Genomic DNA, 26,813 nt, shown 5'->3' with positions numbered 1-26,813 from the left:
TTTCGAGCTTTTTTTGCGACCGATCCGATCAGCGGACCGCCGGAGCGGTGAATTCCACGCTCCGGACGGTCACCGGACGATCATTTTCGAACATTTATTCAATTTCCGGGGTTCGCGGGATTCCCGTGGATGTTCCGCGGGTCACGGGGCGCGCTGCGTGGACGATTGCGCCGCCAGCGGTTCAGCAGCCCCTCGGGCGCCTCCTCGGCCGTGAGCGCGAACACGAGGTGGTCGCGCCAGGCCCCGTCGATGTGGAGATAACGCGGCCGCAGCCCCTCCTCGCGGAATCCGAGTTTCTCCACCACCCGGCGGCTGGGTCCGTTCTCGGGGCGAATGCAGACCTCGATGCGGTGCAGCCCGACGCTGCGGAAACAGTGGTCCACGGCCATCGCCACGGCCGTCGGCATCACCCCGCGGCCGGCCACCGACTCGTCCACCCAGTAGCCGACGTGCCCCGAGCACATGGACCCCCAGGTGATCCCGGCGACCGTCAACTGCCCGACCAGCCGCCCCTGGTACTCGATGACGAACGGCAGCATCCGGCCCGCGTTCGCCTCGGACCGCAGATGGCGGACCATCTGCCGGTAGGTCGGCCGGTGCGTGACCGGCCCGCTCGGCGCGGGCGGCGGGATGGTCGCCTCCCAGGGGCGCAGCCAGTCCCGGTTGCGCCGGTTGACCTCGCGCCAGGCCCGCTGGTCGCGCAGCTTTATGGGCCGCAGGACGACGTCGCCCTCCGTCAGTTCGACGGGCCAGGAAGGGCTGTTCAGCTCGCACCCCCGGGGCCGGCGCCGGGTCCGGGATGGTCACCGCCGCGGAGCTGGTCCACGGCGTGCACCAGCAGGGGCTCCAGGACGGCCAGCCCGTCCCTGACCCCGCCGGTGGAGCCCGGCAGATTGACGATCAGTGTGCGCTGCGCCACGCCGGCGAGGCCCCGCGACAGCGCCGCGGTGGGCACCTTGTCCCGGCCGTACGCCCTGATGGCCTCCGCGATGCCCGGCACCTCGTGGTCGATGACCGCGCGGGTCGCCTCGGGGGTGCGGTCGGTGGGCGAGACGCCGGTTCCCCCGGTGGTGACGACCACGTCGTAGCCGGCCGCCACGGCGGCGCGCAGGGCGGCTTCCACCGGGTCCCCGTCGGGCACGACCCGCGGCCCGTCGACGGCGAACCCGAAGCCCGTGAGGCCGTCGGCGACCAGTGGGCCGCCCCGGTCCTCGTAGACACCGGCCGAGGCGCGGTTGGAGGCCGTCACGACCAGCGCGCGGTACGGCGCGGCGCTCACGACCGGCTCCAGTCGCCCGACTTGCCGCCCGTCTTCTCCTCGACCCGCACGTCCGTGATGACCGCTCCCTTGTCGACCGCCTTCACCATGTCGATCACGGTGAGCGCGGCGACGGAGACCGCGGTGAGGGCCTCCATCTCGACGCCCGTACGGTCCGTGGTCCGCACCGTGGCGGTGATCTCGACGGCGTCGTCCGCGACCGACAGGTCCAGTTTCACACCGGAGACGGCCAGCGGGTGACACAGGGGGATGAGGTCGGGCGTGCGCTTGGCGCCCATGATGCCCGCGATCCGGGCGGTGGCCAGCGCGTCCCCCTTGGGAACCCCTTCGCCGCGCAGCAGCTCGACCACGCGGGGCGAGACGACGACGCGCCCGCTGGCGCGCGCCGTCCGCGCCGTCACGTCCTTGCCGGACACGTCGACCATGCGGGCGGCGCCCGCCTCGTCGACGTGCGTCAGTCGGTCCTGCACAGGGGGTCCGGGGGTCTTCCCCCGGGAAGGCACAGTCATGGTGGTGTGGTGCTCCCGGTCCGGGCGTGTGGTGCGCGACACGGTACCCCCATGCGGGGGCCCGCGGCGGACCAGGACCGGCCCGCGGACCCGCCCTGCGAGTGCCTCAGCCGAGCAGCACGACCTCGACCTCGCTCCCCGGCTCCACGGACTCCACGTCCTCGGGGACGACGATCAGCGAGTCGGCGTGCGCGAGGGCCGCGACCAGGTGCGAGCCGGCGCCGCCCACCGGGCGCACGGTGCCCCCGGCGCAGGTCGCGCGCAGGAACTGCCGGCGCCCCTTCGGCGAGGACAGCGCCCGGTCCGCGACGAGCTTCGCGCGGGTGGTGGGCCGGTGGACGTCCGTGAGTCCCATGAGGGTGCGGATCGCGGGCCGCACGAACAGCTCGAAGGAGACGTACGACGACACCGGGTTGCCGGGCAGGGCCAGCAGCGGGGTGTGGTCGGGACCGATGGAGCCGAAGCCCTGGGGTTTGCCGGGCTGCATGGCGAGCTTGCGGAAGTCGATGCCGCTGCCCGCCTCGTCCTCGTCCCCGACGTGCGACAGGGCCTCCTTGACGACGTCGTACGCGCCGACGCTCACGCCGCCGGTGGTGACCACCAGGTCGGCGCGGACCAGCTGGTCCTCGATGGTGGACCGCAGGGTCTCGGCGTCGTCGGCGACCGCGCCCACCCGGTAGGCGATGGCGCCGGCGTCGCGGGCGGCGGCGGTGAGGGCGAAGCTGTTGGAGTCGTAGATCTGGCCTTCGCGCAGTTCCTCGCCGGGCTGGACGAGTTCGCTGCCCGTGGACAGGACGACGACGCGCGGGCGCGGGCGGACCCGGGCCGTGCCGCGTCCGACGGCGGCGAGCAGGGCGATCTGCGGCGGGCCGAGGACGGTGCCGGCCTCCAGGGCGCGGTCACCGGCCCGCACGTCGCTGCCCTTGGCGCGCACGTGCGCGCGTGCCTCGGCGGAGCGGTGCACGCGGACCTGCCCCGAGGCCTGCTCGGGGGCGAGGCTGCGGGCGCGCATCCCGTCGACGGGGCCCTCGCCGAGGCCGCCGTCGGTCCACTCCACCGGGACGACGGCCTCGGCGCCGGACGGCAGCGGGGCCCCGGTCATGATCCGGGCGGCCTGTCCGGGCCCGACGTGCAGGAGGCCGGCCTGGCCGGCGGCGACGTCCCCGACGACCTCCAGGACGGCCGGGTACTCCTCGCTCGCGCCCGCGACGTCCGCGACCCGCACCGCGTACCCGTCCATCGAGCTGTTGTCGAAGGGCGGCAGCGAGAGGGGGACCGTGACGTCCTCGACCAGGACGCAGCCCTGGGCATCGGGCAGTCGCAGCTCGATGGGTTCCAGGGGGCGGACGGCGGCGAGGATGTCCTCCAGGTGCTCGTCCACCGACCACAGACGGTCCTGTCCGGCGGTGCGGGGCGCGGCGGTGCTCAAGGCTGTTGCATCTCCTCGGTGACGTAACGGCGAAGCCAGGAACGGAAGTCCGGTCCCAGATCCTCACGTTCGCACGCGAGTCTGACAATGGCACGCAGATAGTCGCCGCGGTCGCCCGTGTCATAGCGGCGGCCCGTGAAGACGACGCCGTGCACCGGGCCGCCGGCCTTCTCGTCCTGGGCGAGCTGCTGGAGGGCGTCGGTGAGCTGGATCTCGCCGCCGCGCCCGGGCTCGGTCCGGCGGAGTATGTCGAAGACGGCCGGGTCGAGGACGTAGCGTCCGATGATCGCGTAGTTCGACGGGGCGTCCGCCGGTTCCGGCTTCTCCACCAGGCCGGTCACCTTGACGACGCCGCCGTCCGCGGTGTCCTCCACGGCCGCGCAGCCGTAGAGGTGGATCTGCTCGGGGGCGACCTCCATGAGGGCGACGACGCTGCCGCCGTGCCGCTCCCGCACCTCGATCATCTGCTGGAGCAGCGGGTCGCGGGGGTCGATCAGGTCGTCGCCCAGCAGGACGGCGAAGGGCTCCTGCCCGACGTGCGGGGCCGCGCAGAGCACCGCGTGTCCGAGTCCCCTGGGGTCGCCCTGTCGCACGTAGTGCATCGTCGCCAGGTCGCTGGACTGCTGGACCTTCGCGAGGCGGGCGGCGTCGCCCTTCTTCTGAAGCGCCGACTCCAGTTCGTAGTTGCGGTCGAAGTGGTCCTCGAGCGGGCGCTTGTTGCGTCCGGTGATCATGAGGACGTCGTCGAGGCCGGCGGCGACGGCCTCCTCGACCACGTACTGGATCGCGGGCTTGTCCACGACCGGCAGCATCTCCTTGGGAGTGGCCTTGGTCGCCGGCAGGAACCGGGTGCCGAGGCCGGCTGCGGGGATGACAGCCTTGCTGATCCTGGGGTGCGACTGAGTCATGCCGGGAACCTTATCCGGTGGCTATGTGAGGTATCTGTAGCTCCGGTTAATTCATGATCATATGAGCGTACGAGGATCGCGCGGGAGCAACACATGAGCCACACCGAAGGCGGAGCAGAGTCTCACAAACGTACGTTGCGGGGAGAGTTCCTCACGGTGAGGAACAGGTTGACGACGGACGACCTGCGGGAGACCGCCACCCTGATCGCCGAGCACGCGCTGGGGATGCCGGAGTTGACCGCCGCGCGGACCGTCGCGGCGTACGTCTCCGTGGGCAGCGAGCCGGGCACGCTCGCGCTGCTGGACGCGCTGCTCGCGCGGGGCGTACGGGTCCTGCTCCCCGCGCTGCTGCCCGACAACGACCTCGACTGGGGCGCCTACACCGGCGAGGGCTCCCTCGCGCGGGTCCGGCACGGCGGGAGGATGACCCTCTTCGAGCCCGCGGGCGAGCGGCTGGGACCCGACGCCGTGACGGACGCCGACGTGGTGCTGCTGCCGGGTCTCGCCGTCGACGCGCGCGGCATGCGCCTCGGCCGCGGCGGCGGGTCGTACGACCGCGTGCTGGCGCGGCTGGAACGCGCGGGCGCGGATCCCTCCCTGCTGGTGCTGCTGTACGACGCCGAGGTCGTCGGTCACCTCCCCGAGGAGCCGCACGACCGGCCGGTCGACGCCGTGGTGACGCCGTCGGGGGTGCGGCGCTTCACCGGCTGACGGCGGACGGAACGCGAACGGGGCCAGCGGGGCGGACGGGGACGCCGCGCATCGGAAAGGGGCCCTCCACGCGCGCGTGGAGGGCCCCTTCAGCCGTTCACCGGCTCACCGGTTCACGGTTTCAGCACGAGGGTGTCGACCGTGCTGTCGTCGACCGCCTTGGACTTGAACGACCAGTCGAGCAGCTCGCCCTTGGCCCACTTGTCCGTCTGGTCGGTGTAGTGGGCGCTGAAGACGTGTCCGGAGGCACCGGTGAGGTTGATCCACTTCGACTTGTCGAGGTTGTCGAGGTTGACCACCATCCGCATCGACGGCACCCACACGACGTCGTAGCCGCCCGCGGCGTTCCAGCCGGTCGCGTCGACCGCCGCCTCGCCGCCGCCGAGCTTCCACGGGCCGCGGTTGAGGACGTACTGGAGGAAGCCGGGGCCGCTGGTGCCCAGGGTCTGGTTCTTCAGGAACAGGCGGTGCAGCCGGCCCCAGCTCCAGGAGTCGATGTCCTTGCCGAGCTTGGCGGTCAGCTCCCAGCGGGCGTCGATCATGGCGCGCTCGAACAGCGCGTCACGGTCCTTCTCGGCACTGGGGCGGGTGCCCGCCTCGGGCGTCGTCCACCAGTCGCTGTCCGGCTTCTCCATGAGGTTGCGCACGACCTCGAACCAGCGGTCGCCGCCGTCCGGCTGCGCCTGGTCGCCGTCGCGCTGCCCGCACTCGCGGACCTTGTCCTTGTCGTCGACCGGACCGGTGGTGTCGACCGGGTCGACCCACAGGCACTGGCCCTCGACGCGCAGTTCCCTGGGCAGCTTGTGGCCGAAGGCCAGCTTGAGGATGTTGCGCCACACCGCGTTGAAGTACGCGGCCGCCGCCGAGTCGGCGTCCTGGGTGCGGTTCCAGCCCTGGAGCAGTTCCTGTGCCTCACGGACGTCCGCGTCGTCCAGGTTGATCTTCAGCAACGTCGGCACCAGCATGTTCGCGATCTCGCTGGTGTTGTCCGTCTGCATCTGGCGCATGTCGTCGGTGGAGACCTTGCCGCCGCCCTTGATCTTCTGCTTGATCAGGTCGGTGATCCGCTGGCTGCGGGTGCCGTAGCCCCAGTCCGTGGTGAGCGTGTAGGGGTACTTCTCCGGGTCGACCACGGCCTGGTTGGCGGTGACGATGTAGCCGCGCTCCGGGTCGTACTCGTAGGGCAGCTGGTCGAAGTCCAGGTAGCCGCCCCACTTGTTCTTCGACTCCCAGCCCAGGGTCGGGACCCGGCCGTCGAGGCCCTTCGCGCGCGTGGGGATCTTTCCGGGCAGCTGGTAGCCGATGTGGTTCTTCGTGTCGGCGTAGACGAGGTTCTGCGAGGGCACGTCGAACTTCTCGGCCGCCTTGCGGAAGTCGTCCCAGTCGGCCGCCCTGTTCATGGCGAACACGGCGTCCATGGTGTTGCCCGGCTCCAGCGCCGTCCACTTCAGGGCGACCGCGTAGCCGTCGCCGCGGTCGGGGGCGCCGTCGTCGACGGTGGCCTTCCTGCCGACCTTGACCAGTTCGTCGTCGCGGTCGGACAGCAGGGGCATCTTGTCCTCGGTCTGCCGGACGACGATCTTCTTCGCGGTGCCGCCGGCGACCTTGATGGTCTCCTCACGGGTGAGGAAGGGCTTGACCTTGCCGTCGTAGAGGTAGCCGTCGCCGGACAGCTTCTCCAGGTAGAGGTCGGTGACGTCGACGCCGGAGTTGGTCATGCCCCAGGCGATGTCCGCGTTGTGGCCGATGACCACGCCGGGCATGCCCGCGAAGGTGTAGCCGGAGACGTCGTACCGGCACGTGGCGGAGACCTTGCGGCAGTGCAGGCCCATCTGGTACCAGACGGACGGCAGCGAGGCCGACAGGTGCGGGTCGTTGGCCAGCAGCGGCTTGCCGGTGATGGTGTGCTCGCCGCCGACGACCCAGGAGTTGGAACCGATGCCGTTGCCGTTCACGCCGACCGCCGTGGGCAGGTCGTCGAGGACGTCGTAGAGGCCCGCGAGCTGGCTCTCCAGAGCCGAGCCGGACGTACCGGTGGAGGTGCCGGAACCGGTGCCGGTGCCAGAGCCGGAACCGGTGCCGCCGGTCGTGCCGTCCGCCGAGGAGCCGTCCGCCGAGGAGCCGGTATCCCCGGAGCCGGCAGAGCCGTCCGAGCTTCCGGAGCCGCTCTGCTCGAACGTCTCGGACAGCTCGTCGTACCGGCCCTCCTGGACGATCGGCTTGTTGCGGTCGTACGGGTACCGCGGGTACAGGTCGGCGATCTGCTGCGGGCCGAGGCGGCTGGTCAGCAGGGCGCGGTCGATCTCGTCCTGCATGTTGCCGCGCAGGTCCCAGGCCATCGCCTTCAGCCAGGAGACCGAGTCGACGGGCGTCCACTCGGCGGGCTTGTAGTCGTTGGTGAACCCGAGCGCCGCGTACTCCAGCGAGATGTCCTCGCCGTCCTTGCCCCGGAGGTAGGCGTTGACGCCCTTGGCGTACGCCTGAAGGTACTTCTTGGTGTCGGCCGAGAGCTCCTTGGCGTACTCCTGCTCGGCGATCCGGTCCCAGCCGAGGGTGCGCAGGAACTCGTCGTTGTCGATCTGGCTCTTGCCGAACATCTCCGACAGGCGGCCGGACGTCATGTGCCGGCGCACGTCCATCTCGTAGAACCGGTCCTGCGCCTGGACGAATCCCTGCGCCATGAACAGGTCCTCGTCGGAGGACGCGTAGATCTGCGGGATGCCGTAGCCGTCCCGCTTCACGTCCACCGGCCCGGACAGGCCGTCGAGTGTGATCGAGCCCTTGGTCTGCGGGAACGAGGCGCGGACGGTACTGATGGACCAGTAACCGCCGTACGCGACGCCCCCTATGAGGGCCAGAACCAGGACGAGAACGATAAGTCGGGCTTTGCGCCCCTTCTTCCTGCCGGACTCGGCGGGCTTGTCACCCGTTGTGGCGGTGGTGTTGGGGGGCATCGCTGTCCTTGCTGTCCTAACGCGAGCGGCAGGTCGGGCCATGACTGTGAATGAGCGCTGGAGCAACCATAGGCGCAGGGGTCCGCGCCACTTGACGCGGAGTCGGCAACCGGCACGCAAGGACGTTCGATCTCCCGACGGCGAGCGTCAAGAAATCGTCAAGAATTAGGTAAGGTAACGAAGTAATCGGATCCGTGATGCCACCGCTTCGTGTCCGATGTACGTATGCGTCCCGCGCGTGAGACGCGCGGGCCAGCGAAGGGAACCGCCGCTGACTGTCCACCACCTCAACCAGCTCCTGCTCGTCTGCTCGCTCGTCCTGCTCGTCGCCGTCGCGGCGGTCCGCGTCTCCTCGCGCAGCGGGCTCCCCAGCCTGCTCGTGTACCTCGGCATCGGCGTCCTCATGGGCCAGGACGGCATCGGCGACATCCACTTCGACAACGCCGAGATGACCCAGGTCATCGGCTACGCGGCCCTGGTCGTGATCCTGGCCGAGGGCGGCCTCGGCACGAAGTGGAAGGAGATCAGGCCGGCCCTGCCGTCCTCCTCCGTGCTCGCGCTGGTCGGGGTGGCGGTGAGCGTCGGCGTCACCGCCACGGCCGCCCACCACCTCGTCGGGCTGGAGTGGCGGCAGGCGCTCATCATCGGCGCGGTGGTGTCCTCCACGGACGCGGCGGCCGTCTTCTCCGTGCTGCGCAGGATCCCGCTCCCCGCGCGCGTGACGGGCACCCTGGAGGCCGAGTCCGGCTTCAACGACGCCCCGGTCGTCATCCTGGTCGTCGCCTTCTCGACCGCCGGTCCCGTCGAGCACTGGTACGTGCTGCTGGGCGAGATAGCGATGGAGCTGGCCATCGGCGCCGCCGTCGGCCTCGCGGTCGGCTGGCTGGGCTCGTGGGGACTGCGGCACGTGGCCCTGCCCGCCTCCGGCCTCTACCCGATCGCCGTCCTGGCGATCGCGGTCACGGCGTACGCGGCGGGCGCCATGGCGCACGGCAGCGGCTTCCTCGGCGTGTACCTGGCGTCCATGGTCATGGGCAACGCGAAGCTCCCCCACTGGCCCGCCACCCGCGGCTTCGCCGACGGACTCGGCTGGATCGCCCAGATCGGCATGTTCGTCCTGCTCGGCCTGCTGGTGACCCCGCACGAACTGGGCGACGACGTGGTTCCGGCGCTCGTCATCGGCCTGGTGCTGACCATGGTGGCGCGCCCGCTGAGCGTCGTGCTCTGCCTGACGCCGTTCCGCGTGCCCTGGCAGGAGCAGACGCTCATGTCCTGGGCCGGACTGCGCGGCGCGGTCCCCATCATCCTGGCGACGATCCCCATGGTGAGCGGCATCGAGGGCAGTCGCCGGATCTTCAACATCGTCTTCGTGCTGGTCGTCGTCTACACCCTGATCCAGGGGCCGACGCTGCCCTGGCTGGCCCGCAAGCTGCGCCTGGGCGAGGAGGCCGAGGCCGCCGACCTCGGCATCGAGTCGGCGCCGCTGGAGCGGCTGCGCGGGCACCTGCTGTCGGTGGCGATCCCCGAGGGCTCCCGGATGCACGGCGTCGAGGTCAACGAGCTGCGGCTGCCCGCCGGGGCGGCCGTCACCCTCGTCGTGCGCGAGGGCACCTCCTTCGTGCCGCTGCCGACGACGGTGCTGCGGCGCGGCGACGAGCTCCTGGTCGTCGCCACCGACCCGGTCCGGGACGCGGCCGAGCGACGGCTGCGCGCCGTGAGCCACGGCGGCAAACTGGCCCACTGGCTGGGAACGGACGGCGCGGACGCCCGGTGAGGGCGCGCTCCGGCGGCGAGGGTGTGCTCCGGCGGCGGGAGCGCGCAACGGCGCACGTTAAGTGCGGGTTTCGCACCGTTCACACCTCCTTCATTCGGAGGTGTGGCCGCCCATGGTGCTCACTTTCACAGGTACGGCGGACGGTGATCCCTGTACGATGAAGGCACACCTTGATCGAACCAACTCTGCCTGACGCAGAGCTGGCGCGACCGTATGGCGGCCGGAACACCTCCCGGGTGGGCGCCGGTATCTACCGCAGTGCGCGCAAGAGGACAGCTCTCGGCGCCACCCGGACACACGAGGGGTCGCGCTACCAGGCGGCGGAAAGGCACGGGCCGTGGCATCCACGGTCACCTCCGAGCCGTCGAAGGACCCATCGGCCTCGCCGGACTCGTCGGACTCGCCCCGCCCGGGGTACGGGCAGTTGCTGCGCACCCGCGGTGCCTGGACGTTCCTGCTGCCCGGTTTCGCCGCGCGGCAGCCGTTCGCGATGCTCACCCTCTCCATCGTGCTGCTGGTGCAGCACACCACCGGCTCCTACGGCGCGGCGGGCGCCGCGGCGGCCGTCACCGGTGTCTCCATGGCGCTGTGCGCGCCCTTCACCGGCCGCCTCGCCGACCGTCACGGCCAACGCGCCGTCCTGGTCCCCGGCGTCCTGGTGCACGCGGCCTCCGGGCTGGCCCTGACGGCGCTGGCGCTGGCCCACGCCCCGCTGTGGGCGCTGTTCGCGGCGGCCGTGCCCACCGGCGCCTCGGTGCCGCAGGTCGGCCCGATGGTGCGGGCCCGCTGGGGCGTGAAGCTGAAGGGCTCGCCCCTGATGACCACGGCGGCCGCCTTCGAGTCCGTCACGGACGAGCTCACCTTCGTGGTCGGCCCGCTCCTCGCGACCGCCCTGTGCACCGCCGTGAACCCGGCCGCCGGACTGGTGGCGGAGGCCTCGCTGACCCTGCTCGGCGGTCTGCTGTTCGCCGCGCAGCGGGGCACCCAGCCGCCGGTCGCCGTCGACGGGCACGCGCGCGTGGAACACGCCTCCGCCCTGCGGATCCCCGGGGTGCGCGTGCTGATCGCGGCCTTCCTCGGCATCGGTTCGGTCTTCGGCGGCATGCAGGTCTCGCTGGCCGCGTTCACCGAGTCGATCGGCGAGCCCGGCCTGAACGGCGTCCTGTACGGCACCTTCGCCGCCGGCAACATGATCTCCGGTCTGGTCTGCGGCGCCGTCGCCTGGAAGGCGTCCCCGCAGCACCGTCTGGTCGTCGGATACGCGGCGCTGGCCCTGACGGCGTCCGGCCTGTGGGCGGCGCACTCCGTGCCGCTGCTGGCCGGCCTCGGCCTCCTGGTCGGCATGTGCATCGCGCCCGCGCTGGTCACCGGCTACACGCTGGTCGAGAGCCTGGTCCCGGCGGGCGCGCGCACCGAGGCGTTCACCTGGCTCACCGGCGCGGTGGCGCTCGGCCAGGCGGCGGCCGTCACCGCCGCCGGTCAGCTGGAGGACCGCTTCTGGGGCGGCGCGGGTTTCCTGGTGCCGCTGGCCGGTACGGCCCTGGCCCTGGGGACCCTGCTGGCGCTGCGTTCGCGGCTGGTGGCGCGCCCGCGGGGACGCACCGTCGCACGTGGCGTCGGTCACCGCTCGCCGGTCACAGTGGACTGAACCCGGGGAATGCGTCAGTATGGACCGTCGTTAGCACTCATTGAGTGAGAGTGCCAGGAGGAAGACAGTGCCGACCTACCAGTACCAGTGCACCGAGTGTGGCGAGGGCCTCGAGGCGGTGCAGAAGTTCACCGACGACGCCCTGACCGAGTGCCCCAACTGCAGTGGCCGCCTCAAGAAGGTGTTCTCCGCCGTCGGCATCGTCTTCAAGGGCTCCGGCTTCTACCGGAACGACAGCCGCGGCTCCTCGTCGAGCAGCTCGCCGGCGTCCTCGACGTCCAAGTCGTCGGCGTCCTCGGCGTCCTCGACCACGTCTTCGGCGTCCTCCTCGGACTCGAAGCCGGCCGGCTCCGGCACCTCGGCGGGCACCTCCGCCGCGTAAGACCCCTTCCGGGACCCCGCCGTCGTACGACGGCGGGGTCCTCGGTGCGTCCGCGCCACCGGCCGCCCGCCCAGGGAGCCGAGCGGTGGGTGGCGAGAGCGGCCGGTGGCGGGGGAGCCGAGCGGTGGGTGGCGAGAGCGGCCGGTGGCGGGGAGAGCGGCGGGGATTCCGGAGGCGGATCCGGGGCGCCGGTGACGCCCGCTACTGTGCTGGTCATGGTGAACGCAGAGATCGGCGTAATCGGCGGCTCGGGCTTCTACTCGTTCCTGGACGACGTGACCGAGATCCAGGTGGACACCCCCTACGGGCCGCCCAGCGACTCCCTCTTCCTCGGCGACATCGCCGGCCGGCGGGTCGCCTTCCTGCCCCGGCACGGCCGCGGCCACCATCTGCCGCCCCACCGGATCAACTACCGGGCCAACCTGTGGGCGCTGCGCTCGGTCGGCGTGCGCCAGGTCCTCGGCCCGTGCGCGGTGGGCGGTCTGCGCGCCGAGTACGGCCCCGGGACGCTGCTGGTGCCGGACCAGCTGGTCGACCGGACGAAGTCGAGGCCGGGCACGTACTTCGACGGGCTGCCGCTGCCCGACGGCTCGGTGCCCAACGTGGTGCACGTGTCCCTGGCCGACCCCTACTGCCCCACCGGCCGCTCGGCCGCGCTGAAGGCGGCACGCGGGCGGGAGTGGGAGCCGGTGGACGGCGGAGCGCTCGTCGTGATCGAGGGACCGCGCTTCTCCACCCGCGCGGAATCGTTGTGGCACCAGGCGCAGGGCTGGTCGGTGGTGGGCATGACGGGCCACCCCGAGGCGGCTCTCGCCCGTGAACTGGAACTCTGCTACACGTCGTTGACGCTGGTCACGGACCTGGACGCGGGGGCCGAGACGGGCGAGGGCGTCTCCCACGAGGAGGTGCTGCAGGTGTTCGCGGCCAACGTGGACCGGCTGCGGGGCGTCCTGTTCGACGCGGTGGCCGCGCTGCCCGCCACCGAGGAGCGGAACTGTCTGTGCGTGAACGCGCTGGGTGGGCTGAATCCGGGATTCGAACTGCCGTAGCGGGCGGAGCCACTGGGGACCTGGGGATCCCTGGGACCTGAGATCTGAGACCTGAGACCTGGGGATCCCCGGGCTCCGGCGGGAGGGGATCCCCGGGCTCCGGCGGGAGGGGCGGAACTCGTCGTTCGGGTGAGGCGGTTGTCCACAGACGGGCGGTGATCCACCGGTTCGGGCGGGCGGCGGCGGCAGGGCCCATCGTGGACGGGCAGGCTCGTCCCGTCGTCGCTGGTGGTGATCCCGTTGTCCTTTCGCGTTCCTTCCCCTTCCTTTCCCCTTGCCCCTCCTTCTCTTCACGCCCCTCCTTTCCTCGGAACGCCTCCGCCTCCGTTCGTCGCGACGCCTCCGTCCCCGTCCCTGCCCGTGCCTCCCTCGTGCGAGGTGCCGCAGTTCGCTCCGGTGCGGGTGCGGGGCGGGCTGCACCGGATGCGCCTGCTGGTACGGACCCGGAGGCGGGCTCTCGCGGTCGGCCTCGCGGTCACGGCCGCCGCACTCGTGGCGGCGGGCCCGCGCGACGGCGACACGGCTCGCGGACACCCCGGGGGAGGCTCCCCCGCGGGCGGGGGCGCCCACGTCCGCGCGCAGTCGTCGGCGCGCGCCCTCTCCGGCGGCCGTCGCACCGCCGGCCGCGTGCGGGCGCCGGTACGGATCGCCGACGCGGCGACCGTCCGGCTGCTGCGTCCCGGTGACCGGGTGGACGTCATCGCGGTCGACCCCGCCGAGCGGCCCGCCGCGCGGGACGGCGAGGCCCGGGTGGTCGCGCGCGGCGCGCTCGTGACGAGGGTGCCGGAGCCGTCGGCCGACCGGGGCGGCACCGGTGACGACGGCGCGGAACGGAGCGCCGACCTGGGCACGGCCTGGGGCGTGGGGAAGGGCGGTGACGACGGCGCGCTGGTCGTGCTGTCCGTGCCCCGGTCCACAGCGGCCCGCCTCGCGGGCGCGAGTACCACGGCCCGGCTGGCGGTGACCCTGTGGTGAGCCTCACCGCCCGCCCGGGGAGGAACCCGCCGCCCCGCCCCTCGTCGGAGTCACCGAATTGGACACGCCCTCATCCGGGTGACGTAGGTTGCGGAGCTGTTTGTTCCACAACCTGTACATGTGAGGAGTGTCACCTAGGTGAGCGAGAAGACGAGCGTCTTGCAGGGCTTCAAGGCCTTCCTGATGCGCGGGAACGTCGTCGACCTGGCAGTCGCGGTGGTGATCGGCGCGGCCTTCACGAACATCGTCAACTCGGTGGTGAAGGGGGTCATCAACCCGCTGGTCGGGGCCGTCGGGACCAAGAACCTGGACAGCTACAGCTCCTGCCTCAAGGGCCCCTGCACCGGCACCGGCGACACCGCGACGGGCGTCCGGATCCTCTGGGGCTCCGTGCTCGGCGCGACCCTGACCTTCGTGATCACGGCGGCCGTCGTCTACTTCCTGATGGTCCTGCCGATGTCGAAGTACCTGGCGAGGATGGAGGCCCGCAGGAAGGCCAAGGAGAGCACGCACGAGATCATCGAGGTCACCGAGCTGGAGGTGCTCAAGGAGATCCGCGACGCCCTGGTCGCCCAGCGCGGCTCCGGACACGGCGAGCGGCAGCCGTAGCGGTCCTGTGCGGGAAGCCGGGGGCGGCGGTCCCGCTCCACCGGGTTCAGATGTGGTGGGGCGGCTTCTCGTCGAGGAAGCGCTTGAGGTCGGCCGCACCGTCCACGCCGGATCCCGGCCGTTCGCCCCACCCCTGGTCCGTGTCGTCCGAGGACTGCCGGTCCAGCGGGTCGTCGAAGACGAGCGCGGCCTTGGGCTCGCGCGGCTCGGGGGCGGCGGGGGTGCTCATGCCTCCAGGGTACGGCCCCTGGCACGGACCGGGACGGAAGCCCGGACGGCGCAGGAACGGGGCCGGGGACGGGGCCGGGGACGGGGCCGGGGACGGGGTAGGGGCGCGGCGGAGCAGGAGCGGAAGCGGGAGTGGGGAGCCGGCGCGGGAGTGGGGCGCGGCCGGGTGGGTGGCGGCGCGCGAGACTGGGGCGTATGACAGTTGACGCTCTGGCAGTCGGTGGTCTGACCGATGTCGCGGGGATGCGCGTGGGGCATGCCGGTCGTACCGGTGGTGGTTGGCTGACCGGCACCACGGTCGTCCTCGCGCCGGAGGGCGGGGCGGTGGCCGCCGTGGACGTGCGCGGGGGCGGTCCCGGCACCAAGGAGACCGACGCCCTGGATCCGCGCAATGTGGTGCAGCGTGTGGACGCGATCGTGCTGACCGGCGGCAGCGCCTACGGACTCGACGCGGCGTCCGGGGTGATGGCCTGGCTGGAGGAGCGGGGCCGCGGGGTGCCGGTCGGCGCGGACCCCGCGCACGTCGTGCCGGTGGTGCCCGCCGCGTGTGTCTTCGACCTGGGGCGCGGCGGCGACTTCCGGGCCCGGCCGGACGCCGCGCTGGGCCGGGCCGCGGTGGAGGCGGCCGCGGCGAGCGGGCCCGGTGCCCGGGTGCCGGAGGGCTGTGTGGGTGCCGGGACGGGCGCCGCGGTCGGCCCGATGAAGGGCGGGGTCGGCACCGCCGCCACGGTGCTCGACTCGGGCGTCACGGTGGCCGCGCTGGTGGTCGCCAACGCGGCGGGCTCGGTCATGGACCCCGAAACGGGCGTGCTGTACGGAGAGTTGTTCCAGGGGCGGGTGCGGTATCCGCGGACGCGGGTGCACGAGGCCGCCCGTCGGCGGCTGGCGGAGAGCGCCGCCAGGAGCGCGCCCCCGCCGCTGAACACGACCCTCGCGGTGGTCGCGACCGACGCGGACCTCACGAAGGCACAGGCGCAGAAGCTGGCGGGCACGGCGCACGACGGCATCGCCCGCGCCGTCCGGCCGGTGCACCTGCTGCACGACGGGGACACGGTCTTCGCGCTGGCGACCGGCACCCGGCCGCTGGGCACCGGCCCGGCCGGCACCGCGCATCCGCTCGCCCTGAACGACGTCCTCGCGGCGGGCGCGGACACGGTGACGCGGGCGATCGTGCGGGCCGTGCGCGCCGCGGAGCCGGTGACGGGCGCCGGCGGGACGTGGCCGTCGTACGGGGAGCTGTACGGGGAGCCGCACGGAGAACGGTAGGACCGGCGGAAGGGGCCCCGCGGGTCGTCACGACGTGGGGCCCGCGTGGGTCATTGTCCCGGTTCTGTCACGCGACGGGCTCAGGAGCGGACGGCGGGAACCCCGGCGGCCGTGGCGGTCCTCTTCCCCGGCGTACTGGAGCAGACCCCGCACATCACACGAAGCTGGAGCAGCCCGTGACAACGCCGAACAAAACAGCGCGGCGCACACTGGGGGCCTGTGCCGCCCTGGTGGTCGGCGCCCTCACCCTGACCGCCTGCGGCGGCAGCGCCAACGCCGAGGACGACAAGGGCAAGGGAGGCAAGGACTCCTCCGGGACGGCCACCGCGAGGATCACCATCTCGGCCGAGGACGGGTCGACGGGGGCGTCGATCAACAACACAGGCGTGAAGGTGAGTGACGGCCGGCTGACCACCGTGCGGATGACGGTGGCCGGGACGCAGGAGGTCGTGGCGGGCTCGCTGGCGGCGGACGGCGGCAGCTGGAAGCCGAAGGAGCAGCTGGAGCGCGGCACGAAGTACGAGATAGCGGCGACCGCGAAGGGCGCGAACGGCCGGACGGTGGCGGCCGACTCGGTCTTCACCACGGTGTCCCCGGCCGACAGCTTCATCGGGACGTACACGCCGGACGACGGCACGACGGTCGGGGTCGGGATGCCGGTGTCCTTCACCTTCGACAAGGCCATCGACGACAAGAAGGCCGTGCAGTCGCACATCACGGTCTCGTCGAGCAGCGGGCAGAAGGTGGTCGGGCACTGGTTCGGGTCGCAGCGGCTCGACTTCCGGCCGGAGGAGTACTGGAAGGCCGGTTCCAAGGTCACGATGAAGATCGACCTGGACGGTGTGCGGGGCGCCGACGGCGTCCGCGGCGTGCAGAAGAAGACGGTCACCTTCGCCATCGGGCGCTCGCAGGTCTCCACGGTCGACGTCGGCACCCAGACCATGTCGGTGGTGCGGGACGGGACGACGCTGAAGACGGTCCCGATCTCCTCGGGCAGCGCCCAGCACACGACGTACAACGGCCAGATGGTGATCACGGAGAAGTTCACGCAGACGCGCATGAACAGCCGGACGGTCGGCCTGGGCGGCGAGTACGACATCGCGGACGTGCCGCACGCGATGCGCCTGACGCAGTCCGGGACCTTCATCCACGGCAACTACTGGTACAACCAGGGCAATCCGCCCTTCGGCCGGGAGGGCACCAGCCACGGCTGCGTCGGGCTCGCGGACGTGCGGGGCGCGCAGGGCGACACCCCCGCCAAGTGGTTCTACGACAACTCCCTGGTCGGCGACGTCGTGGTCGTGAAGAACTCCCCCGACAAGGCGGTCGCCCCGGACAACGGCCTCAACGGGTGGAACCTGCCCTGGAGCGAGTGGATCGCGGGACCCGCAGAAAGCACGGGAAGCACGGGAAGCACGGCCTGACGGACGGGGCCCCGTTGCGGCGGAAGGGGTCCCCGACCGGCGGTTTCTGACGGATCATCGGGCCGCGCGGGAACTTCTCGCGCGGCTTCCGCGTTTTCCCGGCGTACGTTTTCTCGGTTCCCGGACACGATGTCCGACCGAGGGGCTACGGTATGCACCCACAAGGTGACATGCAGCGACGCCGGGAGAAACCTTGAGCGTTCCGTACGAGACGGCAGCGCACGAAGCGGCCGAGTCGCCCGAGACTCCGGAGGAGCACCTCGCGCGGCTCCTCGGCCGCGCCCTGAACTCGTTCGAACTGCCCGACGAGTGCGTCAGACGATTGGACTGCGCCCTGGCGCACGACAGCTCGCTGCACTCCGCGCACCACAGCGCGGGTCTGCACCGGGAGACGTACCGGCACACCTGGCTGCTGTCGGACGGCTCCGCACTCACCCTGTGGGAGCTGGTCCACAACCCGACCCCCGGCAGCGAGCCGCAGCACGAGGTGTACGTCGACGAGGAGGAGCTGCGGGCCGCCACGGCCCGGCTGCCGCTCCCGGCGGACGCGCCGGACTTCGAACTGCCGGTGCTGGTCCAGCTGGCGCCGGTCCCCGCTCCCCGGCACGTGTACGTTCCGGACGACTCGGCCGATCACGCACGCCGGCTGCTGCGCCGCGCGGAGAACGCGGACCGGCCGGGCGCGGACACGGCCGCGCTGCTGCGGTCGGCCTTCGCGCACCAGATCATCCAGGCCTTCGGCCGGCCCTGCCGCGCGGGGCGCATCGGCCTCGGTTTCGCGCTGTACGAGCACGCGTTCCTGCTCCGTGACGGCCGGGAGATCTCCCTCTGGGAGGTCGAGCACACGGCCACACCCGACGGGCGGCACATGTGCGAGGTGTATCCCACCGAGGACGCGGCCCGCGAGGCGATGGAGCGGCGGGCGGCACAGGTCTCCTGAGAGCTGGGGCGGGCCGACCGGAGCGGGCCGGGCCGACCGGCCCGCGGCGCCCGCCCGGGGCACACGGGTCCGTCCTCAGCGGTCGCCGCCGAGCCGGCGTACGAGTCCTTCGAAGGCGGCCCGCTCCGCCGGGGTGAGCTCGACGGCCTCCCGGTGCGGCCCGTCCTGTCCCTGGAGCGGGACGGCGGGGAGGGCCCGCCCGGCCGGCGGGCGTGGCCGACGGGCGCGGCCCGGACGGCGTACGCCCTTGTCCCGGCTTGTCGCGTCCGGGCTCGGGCTTGTCGCGTCCGGGCGTGTCTCGTCGGGATCGGGGCGCGTCGCGCCCGGGGCCGGGCGGCGTGTGCGCCGGGCGCCGGCGCGGGAACCCCGAGCGCCCGCGCCCGGAAGACCGCGGCGCAGCAGGACGATCATGGCGACCAGCCAGGCGACTCCCGCCACGGCGAGGGCGACGGCCGCCGCGCCCGTCGGGTGGGGTATCGAGAGGTGCTCGGGCATACCGACCAGTAGACACCGAGATACGTCACGGTCCGGGACTTTCGTCCCGGACCGTGACGTATCTCGCAGGTGGGGCAGGTCGCCCCGAGGCCCCGTGCGGTGCGGAGGTTACGCCGCCACCGGCTGCTTGCGTCCCGCCGCCGTGGCGGTCGCGCCGCCGTCCGCGCCGGGGGCGGCGTCGGTGACCGGCTTGCGCAGGCCCTTGAGGACGACGACCAGGGCCGCCGTGACGCACACGCCGGCCGCGATGGCGACCAGGTAGAGGAACGGGTTGCCGATCAGCGGGACCACGAAGATGCCGCCGTGCGGGGCGCGCAGGGTCGCGCCGAACGCCATCGACAGGGCGCCGGTGATCGCGCCGCCCACCATCGAGGAGGGGATGACGCGCAGCGGGTCGGCCGCGGCGAACGGGATCGCGCCCTCGGAGATGAAGGAGGCGCCCAGGACCCAGGCGGCCTTGCCGTTCTCGCGTTCCGTCCGGGTGAACAGCTTGCCCCGGACGGTCGTGGCCAGGGCCATCGCCAGCGGCGGGACCATGCCGGCCGCCATGACCGCGGCCATGACCTTCATCGCGGAGTCGCTCGGGTCGGCGACGGCGATACCGGCGGTGGCGAAGGCGTAGGCGACCTTGTTGACCGGACCGCCGAGGTCGAAGCACATCATCAGGCCGAGCAGGGCGCCGAGGAGGACGGCGTTGGTGCCGGTGAGGCCGTTCAGCCAGTCGGTCATGCCCTTCTGCGCCTCGGCGATGGGCTTGCCGATGACCACGAACATCAGGAATCCGACGACCGCGGAGGAGATCAGCGGGATCACCACCACCGGCATGATGCCGCGCAGCGCCGCCGGGATCCGGACCTTCTGGATCGCCATCACCACGCCACCGGCGATCAGGCCGGCCGCCAGACCGCCGAGGAAACCCGCGTTGACGGTCAGCGAGATCGCGCCGCCGACGAAGCCCGGCACCAGACCGGGCCGGTCCGCCATGCCGTAGGCGATGTAACCGGCCAGGACCGGGACGAGGAAGCCGAAGGCGACGCCGCCGATCTGGAAGAGCAGGGCGCCCCAGCTGTCCGCCTGGGTCCAGACGAAGTGGTCCATGACCGACGGCGCCTTGTTGATCTCGTAGCCGCCGATCGCGAAGCCGAGGGCGATCAGGAGACCGCCGGCGGCGACGAACGGGACCATGTAGCTCACGCCGGACATCAGCCACTTGCGGAGCCTGGTGCCGTAGCCCTCGGAGGAGTCGCCGGCGCGTTCGACCGGCGTGCCGGGGGCGGACCCGGAGGTGACCTCGCCGCGCTGCGCCTTGCCGCGCACCTCGGTGATCAGCTCGGCGGGCCGGTTGATGCCCGCCTTCACGCCGACGTCCACGGTGGGCTTGCCCGCGAAGCGGTCCTTGTCCCGCACGGGGACGTCGTGGGCGAGGATCACGCCGTCCGCGGCGGCGATGACGGCCGGGTCGAGGCGGGTGAAACCGGCCGAGCCCTGCGTCTCGACGACCAGCTCGACGCCCGCCTCCCGTCCGGCGTTCTCCAGGGACTCGGCCGCCATGTAGGTGTGGGCGATGCCGGTGGGGCAGGAGGTGACCGCGACGATGCGGAAGGGGGCGGCGTCCGGGACGGGGGCGGACGCGGCGGTCTCCGGTGCGGTCGCGGCGGGGGCGGACGGGGCCTGCGCGGTCGCGGCGGGGGCGGACGGGGTGCCGGTGGGTGCCGTTCCGGTGTCAGCCGCTGTGGCGTCGGCGGAGGCCGCCACCGACGCCACAGCGGGGTCCTTGCGGGCGCTCGCGCCCTCGGCGGGTGCCCGGTCCGGCTCCTCCCCGCGGATGAGCGCCGCCGCGGCCGCGGCCTCCCGCACCGACCGCAGCGCGGAGGTGAAGTCGGCGTTCATCAGCTGACGGGCCAGCGACGACAGGATCGTCAGGTGGGCGTCGTCGGCGCCCACGGGAGCGGCGATCAGGAAGATCAGGTCGGCCGGGCCGTCCGGCGCGCCGAAGTCGACGCCGGCGGCGCTGCGCCCGAAGGCGAGCGTCGGCTCGGTGACGTGGGCGCTCCGGCAGTGCGGGATGCCGATGCCGCCGTCGAGGCCGGTGGGCATCTGGGCCTCGCGGGCGGCCACGTCGGCGAGGAAGCCCTCCAGGTCGGTCACCCGGCCCTGGGCCACCATGCGTTCGGCGAGGGACCGCGCCGCTGCTTCCTTGGTGTCGGCGGACAGGTCGAGGTCGACCAGTTCCGCGGTGATCATCTCGCTCATCGCGGGCTCCTTCGCTCGCGTATCGCCCGGGGGGTGTGCTGGGCGCAAAGGGTGACGGGGGTGTCGGGGGTGACGGGGGTGACGGGGGTGCTGTGGAGGGAGGTGAGGCGTGCGGGGAGGGGGTCGGGGAAGCCCCGCCTCCGCGGGGTGGCCGGCAGGTCGGGGCCCTGCGCGCCCGGGCCGCCGGGGCGGCTCGGGGTGCCCCGCCGCTCGTGCCGGGCGGCGGGTGGAGGGGAACCCCGCCGCGTCCCGACCGCTGTCCGGGCCACTGCGGATGCCGGGACCGGGGTTTCGGTCCGGGCCACGGCCCTGCCTCCCGTACGGCTGGTCTCCGTACGGGACGCCCTACGGATCTCCGTACGGGTGGTCTCCGTGCGGGTCTCCGCACGGGCCGCCGGTGCGGACGGGACCGGTGGCGTGGCCGCCGGGCACAGCCCCGGGTGAAGGACTGGGTGAAGGCCCAGGTGGAGGCCCGGGTGAAGGCCTGTGCCGGGCGCCGGGTCGGGGGTCATGACACGGGCTCCTTCAGTTCGCGGTCCACCGGCACGTCCGAGGTGACCGTCACCGCTGCCGGGTCCAGGTCGGCCGGGGTCGGCATCACGCTGCCGGGCAGCCGGACGGCGGCCGCGCCGTGGGCGACGGCGGAGGCGAGCGCCCGCGGGCCGCTGCCGCCGGCGACGAGGAACCCCGCGAGGGAGGAGTCCCCCGCTCCCACGTTGCTGCGGACGGCGTCGACGCGTGCGGTGCCGAACCAGGTGCCCGTGTCCTCCACGAGCAGTTGTCCGTCGGCACCCAGGCTGGCGAGCACGGCGCGTGCGCCCATCTCGCGCAGTTCCTCCGCCGCCTTCACCGCGTCGCCCACGGTCGCCAGGGGGCGCCCGACGGCCTCGGCGAGTTCCTCGGCGTTCGGCTTGACCACGTCGGGCCGCTCGCGCAGCGCCTCCAGCAGGGCGCGCCCCGAGGTGTCCAGCGCGATCCGCGCACCCCCGGCATGCGCCCGCGCGACCACCTCGGCGTACCAGGAGGGCGCGAGACCACGCGGCAGGCTGCCGCAGCAGGCGATCCAGTCGGCGTCGCGGGACTGCGCGCGCACGGTCTCCAGGAGGAGTTCCTGCTCCTCCCGGGAGAGTTCCGGCCCCGGCGCGTTGATCTTCGTCAGCACGCCGTCGGACTCGGCGAGCGCGATGTTCGAGCGGGTGGCACCGGCGACCGGGACCGGCGCGACCTCGATGCCCTGCGCGTCGAGCAGGTCGGCGACGAGCGCGCCCGGCGCACCGCCCAGGGGCAGTACGGCGACCGTGCGCCGGCCGGCGGCGGCGACGGCACGGGAGACGTTCACGCCCTTGCCGCCGGGATCCATGCGCTCACCGGTGGCGCGGACGACCTCGCCGCGGTCGAGGGAGGGGACCTCGTAGGTGCGGTCGAGGGACGGGTTCGGGGTGACGGTGAGGATCATGCGCGTACTACTTCCGTGCCGCCGCGCTCGATGGCGGCCGCGTCGTCGGGGCTGAGCCCGCTGTCGGTGATCAACAGGTCCACGTCGGCCAGGCCGCCGAAGCGGGCGAAGTGCTCCTGCCCGTGCTTGGAGGAGTCGGCGAGCAGCACGACCCGGCGGGCCGCGGCCATCGCCGCCCGCTTCACCGCCGCCTCGGCGAGGTCGGGGGTGGTGAGCCCGTGCTCGGCGGAGAACCCGTTCGCGGCGACGAACAGGACGTCGGCGCGGATCTCGCCGTACGCGCGCAGCGCCCAGGCGTCCACGGCGGCGCGCGTGCGGTGCCGTACGCGCCCCCCGATCAGGTGGAGCTGCATGCCGGGGTGGTCGGCGAGGCGGGCCGCGATCGGCAGGGAGTGGGTGACCACCGTCAGGGAGGCCTCCAGCGGGAGGGCGGCGGCCAGGCGGGCGACCGTCGTGCCGGCGTCGAGGATCATCGTGCCCTCGGCCGGGAGTTCGGTCAGGGCGGCCTTGGCGATGCGGTCCTTCTCGTCGGTCGAGGTGGACTCGCGTTCGGCGAGGTCCGGCTCGAAGTCGAGGCGTCCGACCGGTATGGCACCGCCGTGCACGCGGCGGACGAGCCCGGCGCGGTCGAGGGCCTTCAGATCGCGTCGGATGGTCTCCGCCGTGACCTGGAACTCCTCGGCCAGCGACAGGACGTCCACCCGGCCGCCGTCACGGGCGAGCCGCAGGATCTCCTGCTGCCGCTCCGGTGCGTACATGTCCGTTCGCCTCCGACCGTTTCCGGGCCATGCCCGAATGTGTGGTTTCGCTGGGAGGCTACGCCCGTAATTCCGGAAAGTAAACAGATTCGGATGTCACTCGGGCATGAACGGACTTCCGCTCCTCGCCCCGGACAGGAGAGAAGGGCCTGGCACCCTCAGGTGCCAGGCCCCTGCCCGCCGGTTCGGGCCCTCCCCGGCCGGGCCGGTTCCCTCCCGGCCGTTCCGGCGTCGCCCCGGCCTCGTCCCGCCGTTCCGGGCTTTCTCCGCCCTCAGGACACGAGTTCCGGCTCCTTGCGGGCAACGGGCGGCTCCGTGTCCCCCGCGCCCTCCACGTGCTGGGCGGGCCGCTTCGGCAGGGCGAACATCAGCACGAAGATGACGCCCATCACGACGGCCACCCAGCCCAGCGCGTACCGGAAGGCGGCCACGAACTCCGGGCCGATGTCGGCGGGGGTCAGCCGGTCGCCGATCCGGCCGAAGAAGACGACGGACACCAGGCCGAGGCCGAGCGCGTTGCCCATCTGCTGCACGGTGTTGATCAGCCCGGACGCCGACCCGGCGTGCTCGCGCGGCACTTCGGAGAGCACCGCGTCGGTCAGCGGGGCGACGATCAGCCCCATGCCGGCGCCCATCACCGTGAGCGGGAGGATCATCTGCCACGGGGTGATGCCGAGGCCGTAGTGCCCGGACTCCCACAGGTAGAGCAGCACGCCCGCGCCCATGGTCAGCGCGCCCGCCTGGAGCACCTTGCGGCCGAAGCGCGGGACCAGCTTCTGCACGGAGAGACCGGCGGCCGTCGACACCGCGAGGGAGAACGGGATGCCCGTCAGACCGGCGCGCAGTTCGCTCCAGCCGAGGCCGATCTGGAGGTACAGCGTCCAGACCAGGAAGAAGATGCCGAGGCCGACGCCGAAGACCGTCTGCACGGCGATGCCGGCGGCGAAGCTCTTGACCCGGAAGAGGGGCAGCTCGATCAGCGGCGAGCCGTCCCGCGCGCCCTTGTGCCGCTCGTACGCCACCAGCGCGCCGAAGACGACGAACGCGCCGGCCATCGACAGGTACCCCCACAGCGGCCAGCCCAGCTCGCGGCCGCGGGTCAGCGGGTAGAGCAGCATCAGCAGACCGAGCGTCACCAGCGTGACGCCGACCAGGTCGAGCTTGAGCGCCTTCGGCGCCCGCGACTCGGTGATGAAGCGGCCGCCCAGGATCAGGGCCGCGACGCCGACCGGCAGGTTGATGAGGAAGATCGGCCGCCATTCCAGCCCGAACAGGTTCCACTCCGTCAGCAGGGCGCCGAGCAGCGGTCCGGAGACCGCGCCCAGGCCGACGATCGCGCCGAAGAGCCCGAAGACCTTGCCGCGTTCGTGCGCGGGGAAGGTGGCGTGCACGATCGACAGCACCTGGGGGACCATCAGCGCCGCCATGCCGCCCTGGAGGAGCCGGGAGGCGACGAGCATCTCCGGGTTCACGGCGAAGCCGCAGAGGGCGGAGGCGAGGGTGAAGCCGCCGATGCCGAGGAGGAACACCCGCTTGCGGCCGTGGATGTCGCCCAGGCGGCCGCCGGTGATGAGGCCGGCGGCGAAGGCGAGCGCGTAACCGGCGGTGATCCACTGGATCTGGCTGTCGGAGGCGCCCGCGTCGCGCTGCATGGACGGGAGGGCGATGTTGACGATCGTGACGTCGACGAGGTCCATGAAGGCCGCGGTCATCACGATCGCCAGAGCGAACCACCGGCGGCGGTCGGCCACGTCCCCGGCTGCCCGGACGTCGGCGCCCGCGGGGTGCCCGGTCGGGCCGTCGGCTCCTGCGGGGTGCCCGGTCGGGCCGGAACCGGCGGAGAACTCGGTCTCGTTGGAGGTCATGCGAAGACATTAGAAGTCCAGTAGGCCAGATCGTGTCCTAGTGGTGCGGCATCCTCGACGCATGACGACGGACACCCCGGCTCGGCTGCTGCAACTCCTCTCCCTGCTCCAGACACCCCGCGAATGGCCCGGCGGCGAACTCGCCGACCGGCTCCGGGTGTCCCGTCGCACGGTCCGGCGGGACATCGACCGGCTGCGGGAACTGGGCTACCCCGTCCAGGCCACCAAGGGCTCCGACGGCGGGTACCGGCTGGTCGCGGGCAAGGCGATGCCCCCGCTCGTCCTCGACGACGAGGAGGCGGTGGCGATCGCGGTCGGCCTGCGGGCGGGCGCCGGGCACGCGCTGGAGGGCGTGGACGAGGCGTCCGTACGGGCCCTGGCGAAACTGGAGCAGGTCCTGCCGGCCCGGCTGCGCCACCAGGTATCCACCCTCCAGGCCGCGACCACCCCGCTGACCAGCGGGGACGGCGCCAGCATCGCGCCCGAGACGCTGACCGTCATCGCCTCGGCGGTGGCCGGACACGAGCGGCTGCGGTTCGCCTACCGCGCGAAGGACGGCACCGGGTCGCGCCGCCTGACCGAGCCGTACCGCCTGGTCTCGACGGGCCGCCGCTGGTACCTCGTCGCCTACGACCTCGAACGCGACGACTGGCGCACCTTCCGCGTCGACCGGGTGGACGAGCCCTTCGCCACCGGCACCCGGTTCGCCCCGCGCGAGGTGCCGCAGGGCGACGCGGCGGAGTACCTGCGCCGGTCGATCCAGCGCCACCAGGAGACGTACGCGTTCGAGGTCACCTTCCAGGCCTCGGCGGAGACCGTCGCCGCGCAGCTCCCGGCCTGGTTCGACCGCCCGGAGCGGGCCCCCGGAGGCTGCCGCCTGCGGTCCGTCACCGGCGATCCCGTGGAATGGCTGGCGGTCCGGCTGGCCATGCTGGGCCACGAGTTCACGGTCCACTCCCCGAACGAACTGGTGCGGTGCGTGAGTGAATTGGGGGAACGGCTGGGGCGGGCGGCAGCGGGCGCGGGAACGGGTGCGACAGCGGGCGCGGGTGCGGGTGCGTCGGCAGGGGATGTCCGTGGGGCCGCGGAACCCGGCACGGGCGCGGAACCCGGTGGGAGCGCGGAACCCGGTGGGAACGGTTAGCCGGAGGTGCCGGAGGTGCCGGCGCCGCTCCCCCACTCCATCCCCCGTACCGCTTCCAGGTTCCGCAGGGCCAGTTCCGCCGGGCCCTGCGGGCCGCTCGGGGGGCCGTCGGTCGTGGCCCAGCTCTCCACCGCGACCCGGACCGCGGCACACGCGACCGCCGCGACGAAGCGCCGCCGGGGGGTGGGCCCGGCAACGTTGTCGGGCCCGGCCCCGTCCCCGGCGCCGCGCCCCCTGAGCACCTCTTCCAGGTCGCCCTCCGAGGTGTGGCAGACCTCGGCCCAGACCTTGCCCAGGGCGGGGCTGGTGGAGGCGAGGCGGATGAGGGTGCGGACCCATTCCCAGGAGGCCGCCGACACGCCGACGCCGGGTGTGAGGGTCTGCCGTACCGCGTGTTCCAGTGCCTCGGGCGGGGACAGGCGCGGCGGGGCCTCGCGCACCGCTTCCACCCAGCGCCGGGCGCCGACCGCGTACAGCGGGGCGACCGCCTCTTCCTTGGTGGCGAAATACCGGTAGAACGTGCGCGGCGCGACACCGGCCGCCTGGGCGATGTCCTCGGCGCGGGTGGCCCTGAGGCCGCGGTCGGCGAAGAGGCGGGCGGCCGCCCGGGCGATCTCCATCCTGGTCGCCGCTTTGCGCCGCTCGGTGAGCGAAGCCGGGGCCGGCGGAGTGGCGGAGGAGGGGGGTGGTGCGGGGGTGGGGCTTGTCACGTCGGCAGGCTATGCCCATGTGGCACAATCTGCCATCCAGGCGGGTC

At 72.8% G+C, this 26,813-nt stretch carries 24 protein-coding genes; 11 read left to right on the top strand and 13 right to left on the bottom strand.

Translation table 11 applies throughout. From position 1 onward, the window contains the following. Positions 1-98 precede the first annotated feature (98 nt). The 5 genes from ACF09K_RS15135 to galU form a co-directional block, all read right to left on the bottom strand. Positions 99-767 carry a GNAT family N-acetyltransferase gene (locus tag ACF09K_RS15135; protein ID WP_392243942.1) on the bottom strand — a complete coding sequence of 223 codons (669 nt, stop codon included), beginning with the start codon at positions 765-767 and terminating at the stop codon, positions 99-101. Next, positions 764-1,279, bottom strand: a complete 516-nt coding sequence (locus ACF09K_RS15130) for a molybdenum cofactor biosynthesis protein B (RefSeq protein WP_392243668.1) — start codon at positions 1,277-1,279, stop codon at positions 764-766. Before ACF09K_RS15130 ends, ACF09K_RS15135 begins: the two co-directional genes overlap by 4 nt. Then, the gene (moaC, locus tag ACF09K_RS15125; protein ID WP_392243666.1) at positions 1,276-1,788 is read right to left on the bottom strand and encodes a cyclic pyranopterin monophosphate synthase MoaC; all 513 of its coding nucleotides are present in this window, start codon (positions 1,786-1,788) and stop codon (positions 1,276-1,278) included. The genes ACF09K_RS15130 and moaC overlap by 4 nt, the downstream gene beginning before the upstream one ends. A gap of 106 nt (positions 1,789-1,894) precedes the next feature. After that, positions 1,895-3,217 (bottom strand): gephyrin-like molybdotransferase Glp, encoded by a 1,323-nt coding sequence (gene glp, locus ACF09K_RS15120; RefSeq protein WP_392243665.1) that lies wholly within the window; start codon positions 3,215-3,217, stop codon positions 1,895-1,897. After that, positions 3,214-4,125, bottom strand: coding sequence for a UTP--glucose-1-phosphate uridylyltransferase GalU (galU, locus tag ACF09K_RS15115; protein WP_392243663.1), 912 nt, complete (start codon positions 4,123-4,125; stop codon positions 3,214-3,216). The genes glp and galU overlap by 4 nt, the downstream gene beginning before the upstream one ends. A gap of 93 nt (positions 4,126-4,218) precedes the next feature. Between galU and ACF09K_RS15110 the strand changes: the two genes are divergently transcribed. Then, positions 4,219-4,836 carry a 5-formyltetrahydrofolate cyclo-ligase gene (locus ACF09K_RS15110; RefSeq protein ID WP_392243661.1) on the top strand — a complete coding sequence of 206 codons (618 nt, stop codon included), beginning with the start codon at positions 4,219-4,221 and terminating at the stop codon, positions 4,834-4,836. Positions 4,837-4,949: 113 nt separating this feature from the next. Here the strand turns inward: ACF09K_RS15110 and ACF09K_RS15105 are convergent, their stop codons facing one another. Next, entirely contained in the window at positions 4,950-7,790 is a 2,841-nt protein-coding gene (locus ACF09K_RS15105; protein ID WP_392243659.1) for a penicillin acylase family protein, read from the bottom strand. Positions 7,791-8,007: 217 nt separating this feature from the next. On the opposite strand from ACF09K_RS15105, the gene ACF09K_RS15100 reads away from it, so the two are divergent. The 6 genes from ACF09K_RS15100 (at position 8,008) to mscL (ending at position 14,227) form a co-directional block, all read left to right on the top strand. After that, the gene (locus ACF09K_RS15100; RefSeq protein ID WP_392243657.1) at positions 8,008-9,564 is read left to right on the top strand and encodes a potassium/proton antiporter; all 1,557 of its coding nucleotides are present in this window, start codon (positions 8,008-8,010) and stop codon (positions 9,562-9,564) included. A 337-nt stretch (positions 9,565-9,901) separates the two neighbouring features. Continuing rightward, entirely contained in the window at positions 9,902-11,212 is a 1,311-nt protein-coding gene (locus ACF09K_RS15095) for an MFS transporter (RefSeq protein ID WP_392243655.1), read from the top strand. A gap of 67 nt (positions 11,213-11,279) precedes the next feature. Beyond that, positions 11,280-11,594, top strand: a complete 315-nt coding sequence (locus ACF09K_RS15090) for an FmdB family zinc ribbon protein (protein WP_392243654.1) — start codon at positions 11,280-11,282, stop codon at positions 11,592-11,594. A 215-nt stretch (positions 11,595-11,809) separates the two neighbouring features. After that, positions 11,810-12,643 (top strand): S-methyl-5'-thioadenosine phosphorylase, encoded by an 834-nt coding sequence (locus tag ACF09K_RS15085; protein WP_392243652.1) that lies wholly within the window; start codon positions 11,810-11,812, stop codon positions 12,641-12,643. Positions 12,644-13,021: 378 nt separating this feature from the next. Further along, positions 13,022-13,618 (top strand): RcpC/CpaB family pilus assembly protein, encoded by a 597-nt coding sequence (locus ACF09K_RS15080; RefSeq protein ID WP_392243650.1) that lies wholly within the window; start codon positions 13,022-13,024, stop codon positions 13,616-13,618. Positions 13,619-13,756: 138 nt separating this feature from the next. Further along, positions 13,757-14,227, top strand: a complete 471-nt coding sequence (gene mscL / locus ACF09K_RS15075) for a large conductance mechanosensitive channel protein MscL (protein ID WP_392243648.1) — start codon at positions 13,757-13,759, stop codon at positions 14,225-14,227. Positions 14,228-14,273: 46 nt separating this feature from the next. Here mscL and ACF09K_RS15070 read toward each other — a convergent pair whose 3' ends face one another. Further along, positions 14,274-14,456: a hypothetical protein gene (locus ACF09K_RS15070; RefSeq protein ID WP_392243647.1), complete on the bottom strand. Its 183-nt coding sequence runs from the start codon at positions 14,454-14,456 to the stop codon at positions 14,274-14,276. A 194-nt stretch (positions 14,457-14,650) separates the two neighbouring features. Here ACF09K_RS15070 and ACF09K_RS15065 point away from each other — a divergent pair, with 194 nt between their 5' ends. The 3 genes from ACF09K_RS15065 (at position 14,651) to ACF09K_RS15055 (ending at position 18,085) form a co-directional block, all read left to right on the top strand. Next, complete coding sequence (locus ACF09K_RS15065; protein ID WP_392243646.1) at positions 14,651-15,721, top strand: P1 family peptidase; 1,071 nt, start codon at positions 14,651-14,653, stop codon at positions 15,719-15,721. Between the two features lie 176 nt (positions 15,722-15,897). Continuing rightward, entirely contained in the window at positions 15,898-17,145 is a 1,248-nt protein-coding gene (locus tag ACF09K_RS15060; RefSeq protein ID WP_392243645.1) for an Ig-like domain-containing protein, read from the top strand. Positions 17,146-17,338: 193 nt separating this feature from the next. Then, a complete protein-coding gene (locus tag ACF09K_RS15055) occupies positions 17,339-18,085 on the top strand; it encodes a DUF6227 family protein (RefSeq protein ID WP_392243644.1) in 747 nt (248 codons plus the stop codon). Positions 18,086-18,160: 75 nt separating this feature from the next. Here the strand turns inward: ACF09K_RS15055 and ACF09K_RS15050 are convergent, their stop codons facing one another. From ACF09K_RS15050 to ACF09K_RS15030, 5 genes are all read right to left on the bottom strand, one after another. Next, a complete protein-coding gene (locus ACF09K_RS15050) occupies positions 18,161-18,580 on the bottom strand; it encodes a hypothetical protein (protein WP_392243643.1) in 420 nt (139 codons plus the stop codon). Positions 18,581-18,688: 108 nt separating this feature from the next. Then, entirely contained in the window at positions 18,689-20,833 is a 2,145-nt protein-coding gene (locus tag ACF09K_RS15045) for a fructose-specific PTS transporter subunit EIIC (RefSeq protein WP_392243641.1), read from the bottom strand. A 508-nt stretch (positions 20,834-21,341) separates the two neighbouring features. Then, positions 21,342-22,289: a 1-phosphofructokinase gene (gene pfkB, locus ACF09K_RS15040; protein WP_392243639.1), complete on the bottom strand. Its 948-nt coding sequence runs from the start codon at positions 22,287-22,289 to the stop codon at positions 21,342-21,344. Beyond that, the gene (locus ACF09K_RS15035; protein WP_392243637.1) at positions 22,286-23,047 is read right to left on the bottom strand and encodes a DeoR/GlpR family DNA-binding transcription regulator; all 762 of its coding nucleotides are present in this window, start codon (positions 23,045-23,047) and stop codon (positions 22,286-22,288) included. Before ACF09K_RS15035 ends, pfkB begins: the two co-directional genes overlap by 4 nt. A gap of 272 nt (positions 23,048-23,319) precedes the next feature. After that, entirely contained in the window at positions 23,320-24,912 is a 1,593-nt protein-coding gene (locus ACF09K_RS15030) for an MFS transporter (protein ID WP_392243636.1), read from the bottom strand. Between the two features lie 61 nt (positions 24,913-24,973). On the opposite strand from ACF09K_RS15030, the gene ACF09K_RS15025 reads away from it, so the two are divergent. Next, positions 24,974-26,056, top strand: a complete 1,083-nt coding sequence (locus ACF09K_RS15025) for a helix-turn-helix transcriptional regulator (protein WP_392243634.1) — start codon at positions 24,974-24,976, stop codon at positions 26,054-26,056. On the opposite strand, the gene ACF09K_RS15020 is transcribed toward ACF09K_RS15025, so the two are convergent. Further along, positions 26,053-26,676, bottom strand: a complete 624-nt coding sequence (locus tag ACF09K_RS15020) for a TetR/AcrR family transcriptional regulator (RefSeq protein WP_392243940.1) — start codon at positions 26,674-26,676, stop codon at positions 26,053-26,055. The genes ACF09K_RS15025 and ACF09K_RS15020 overlap by 4 nt on opposite strands. Positions 26,677-26,813: the final 137 nt, after the last annotated feature.

This window comes from Streptomyces sp. NPDC014882, from assembly GCF_043081325.1.
Classification (GTDB): domain Bacteria; phylum Actinomycetota; class Actinomycetes; order Streptomycetales; family Streptomycetaceae; genus Streptomyces.
The sequence above is the reverse complement of the archived record's forward strand: the minus strand, read 5'-3'. Positions and strand labels throughout refer to the sequence as shown.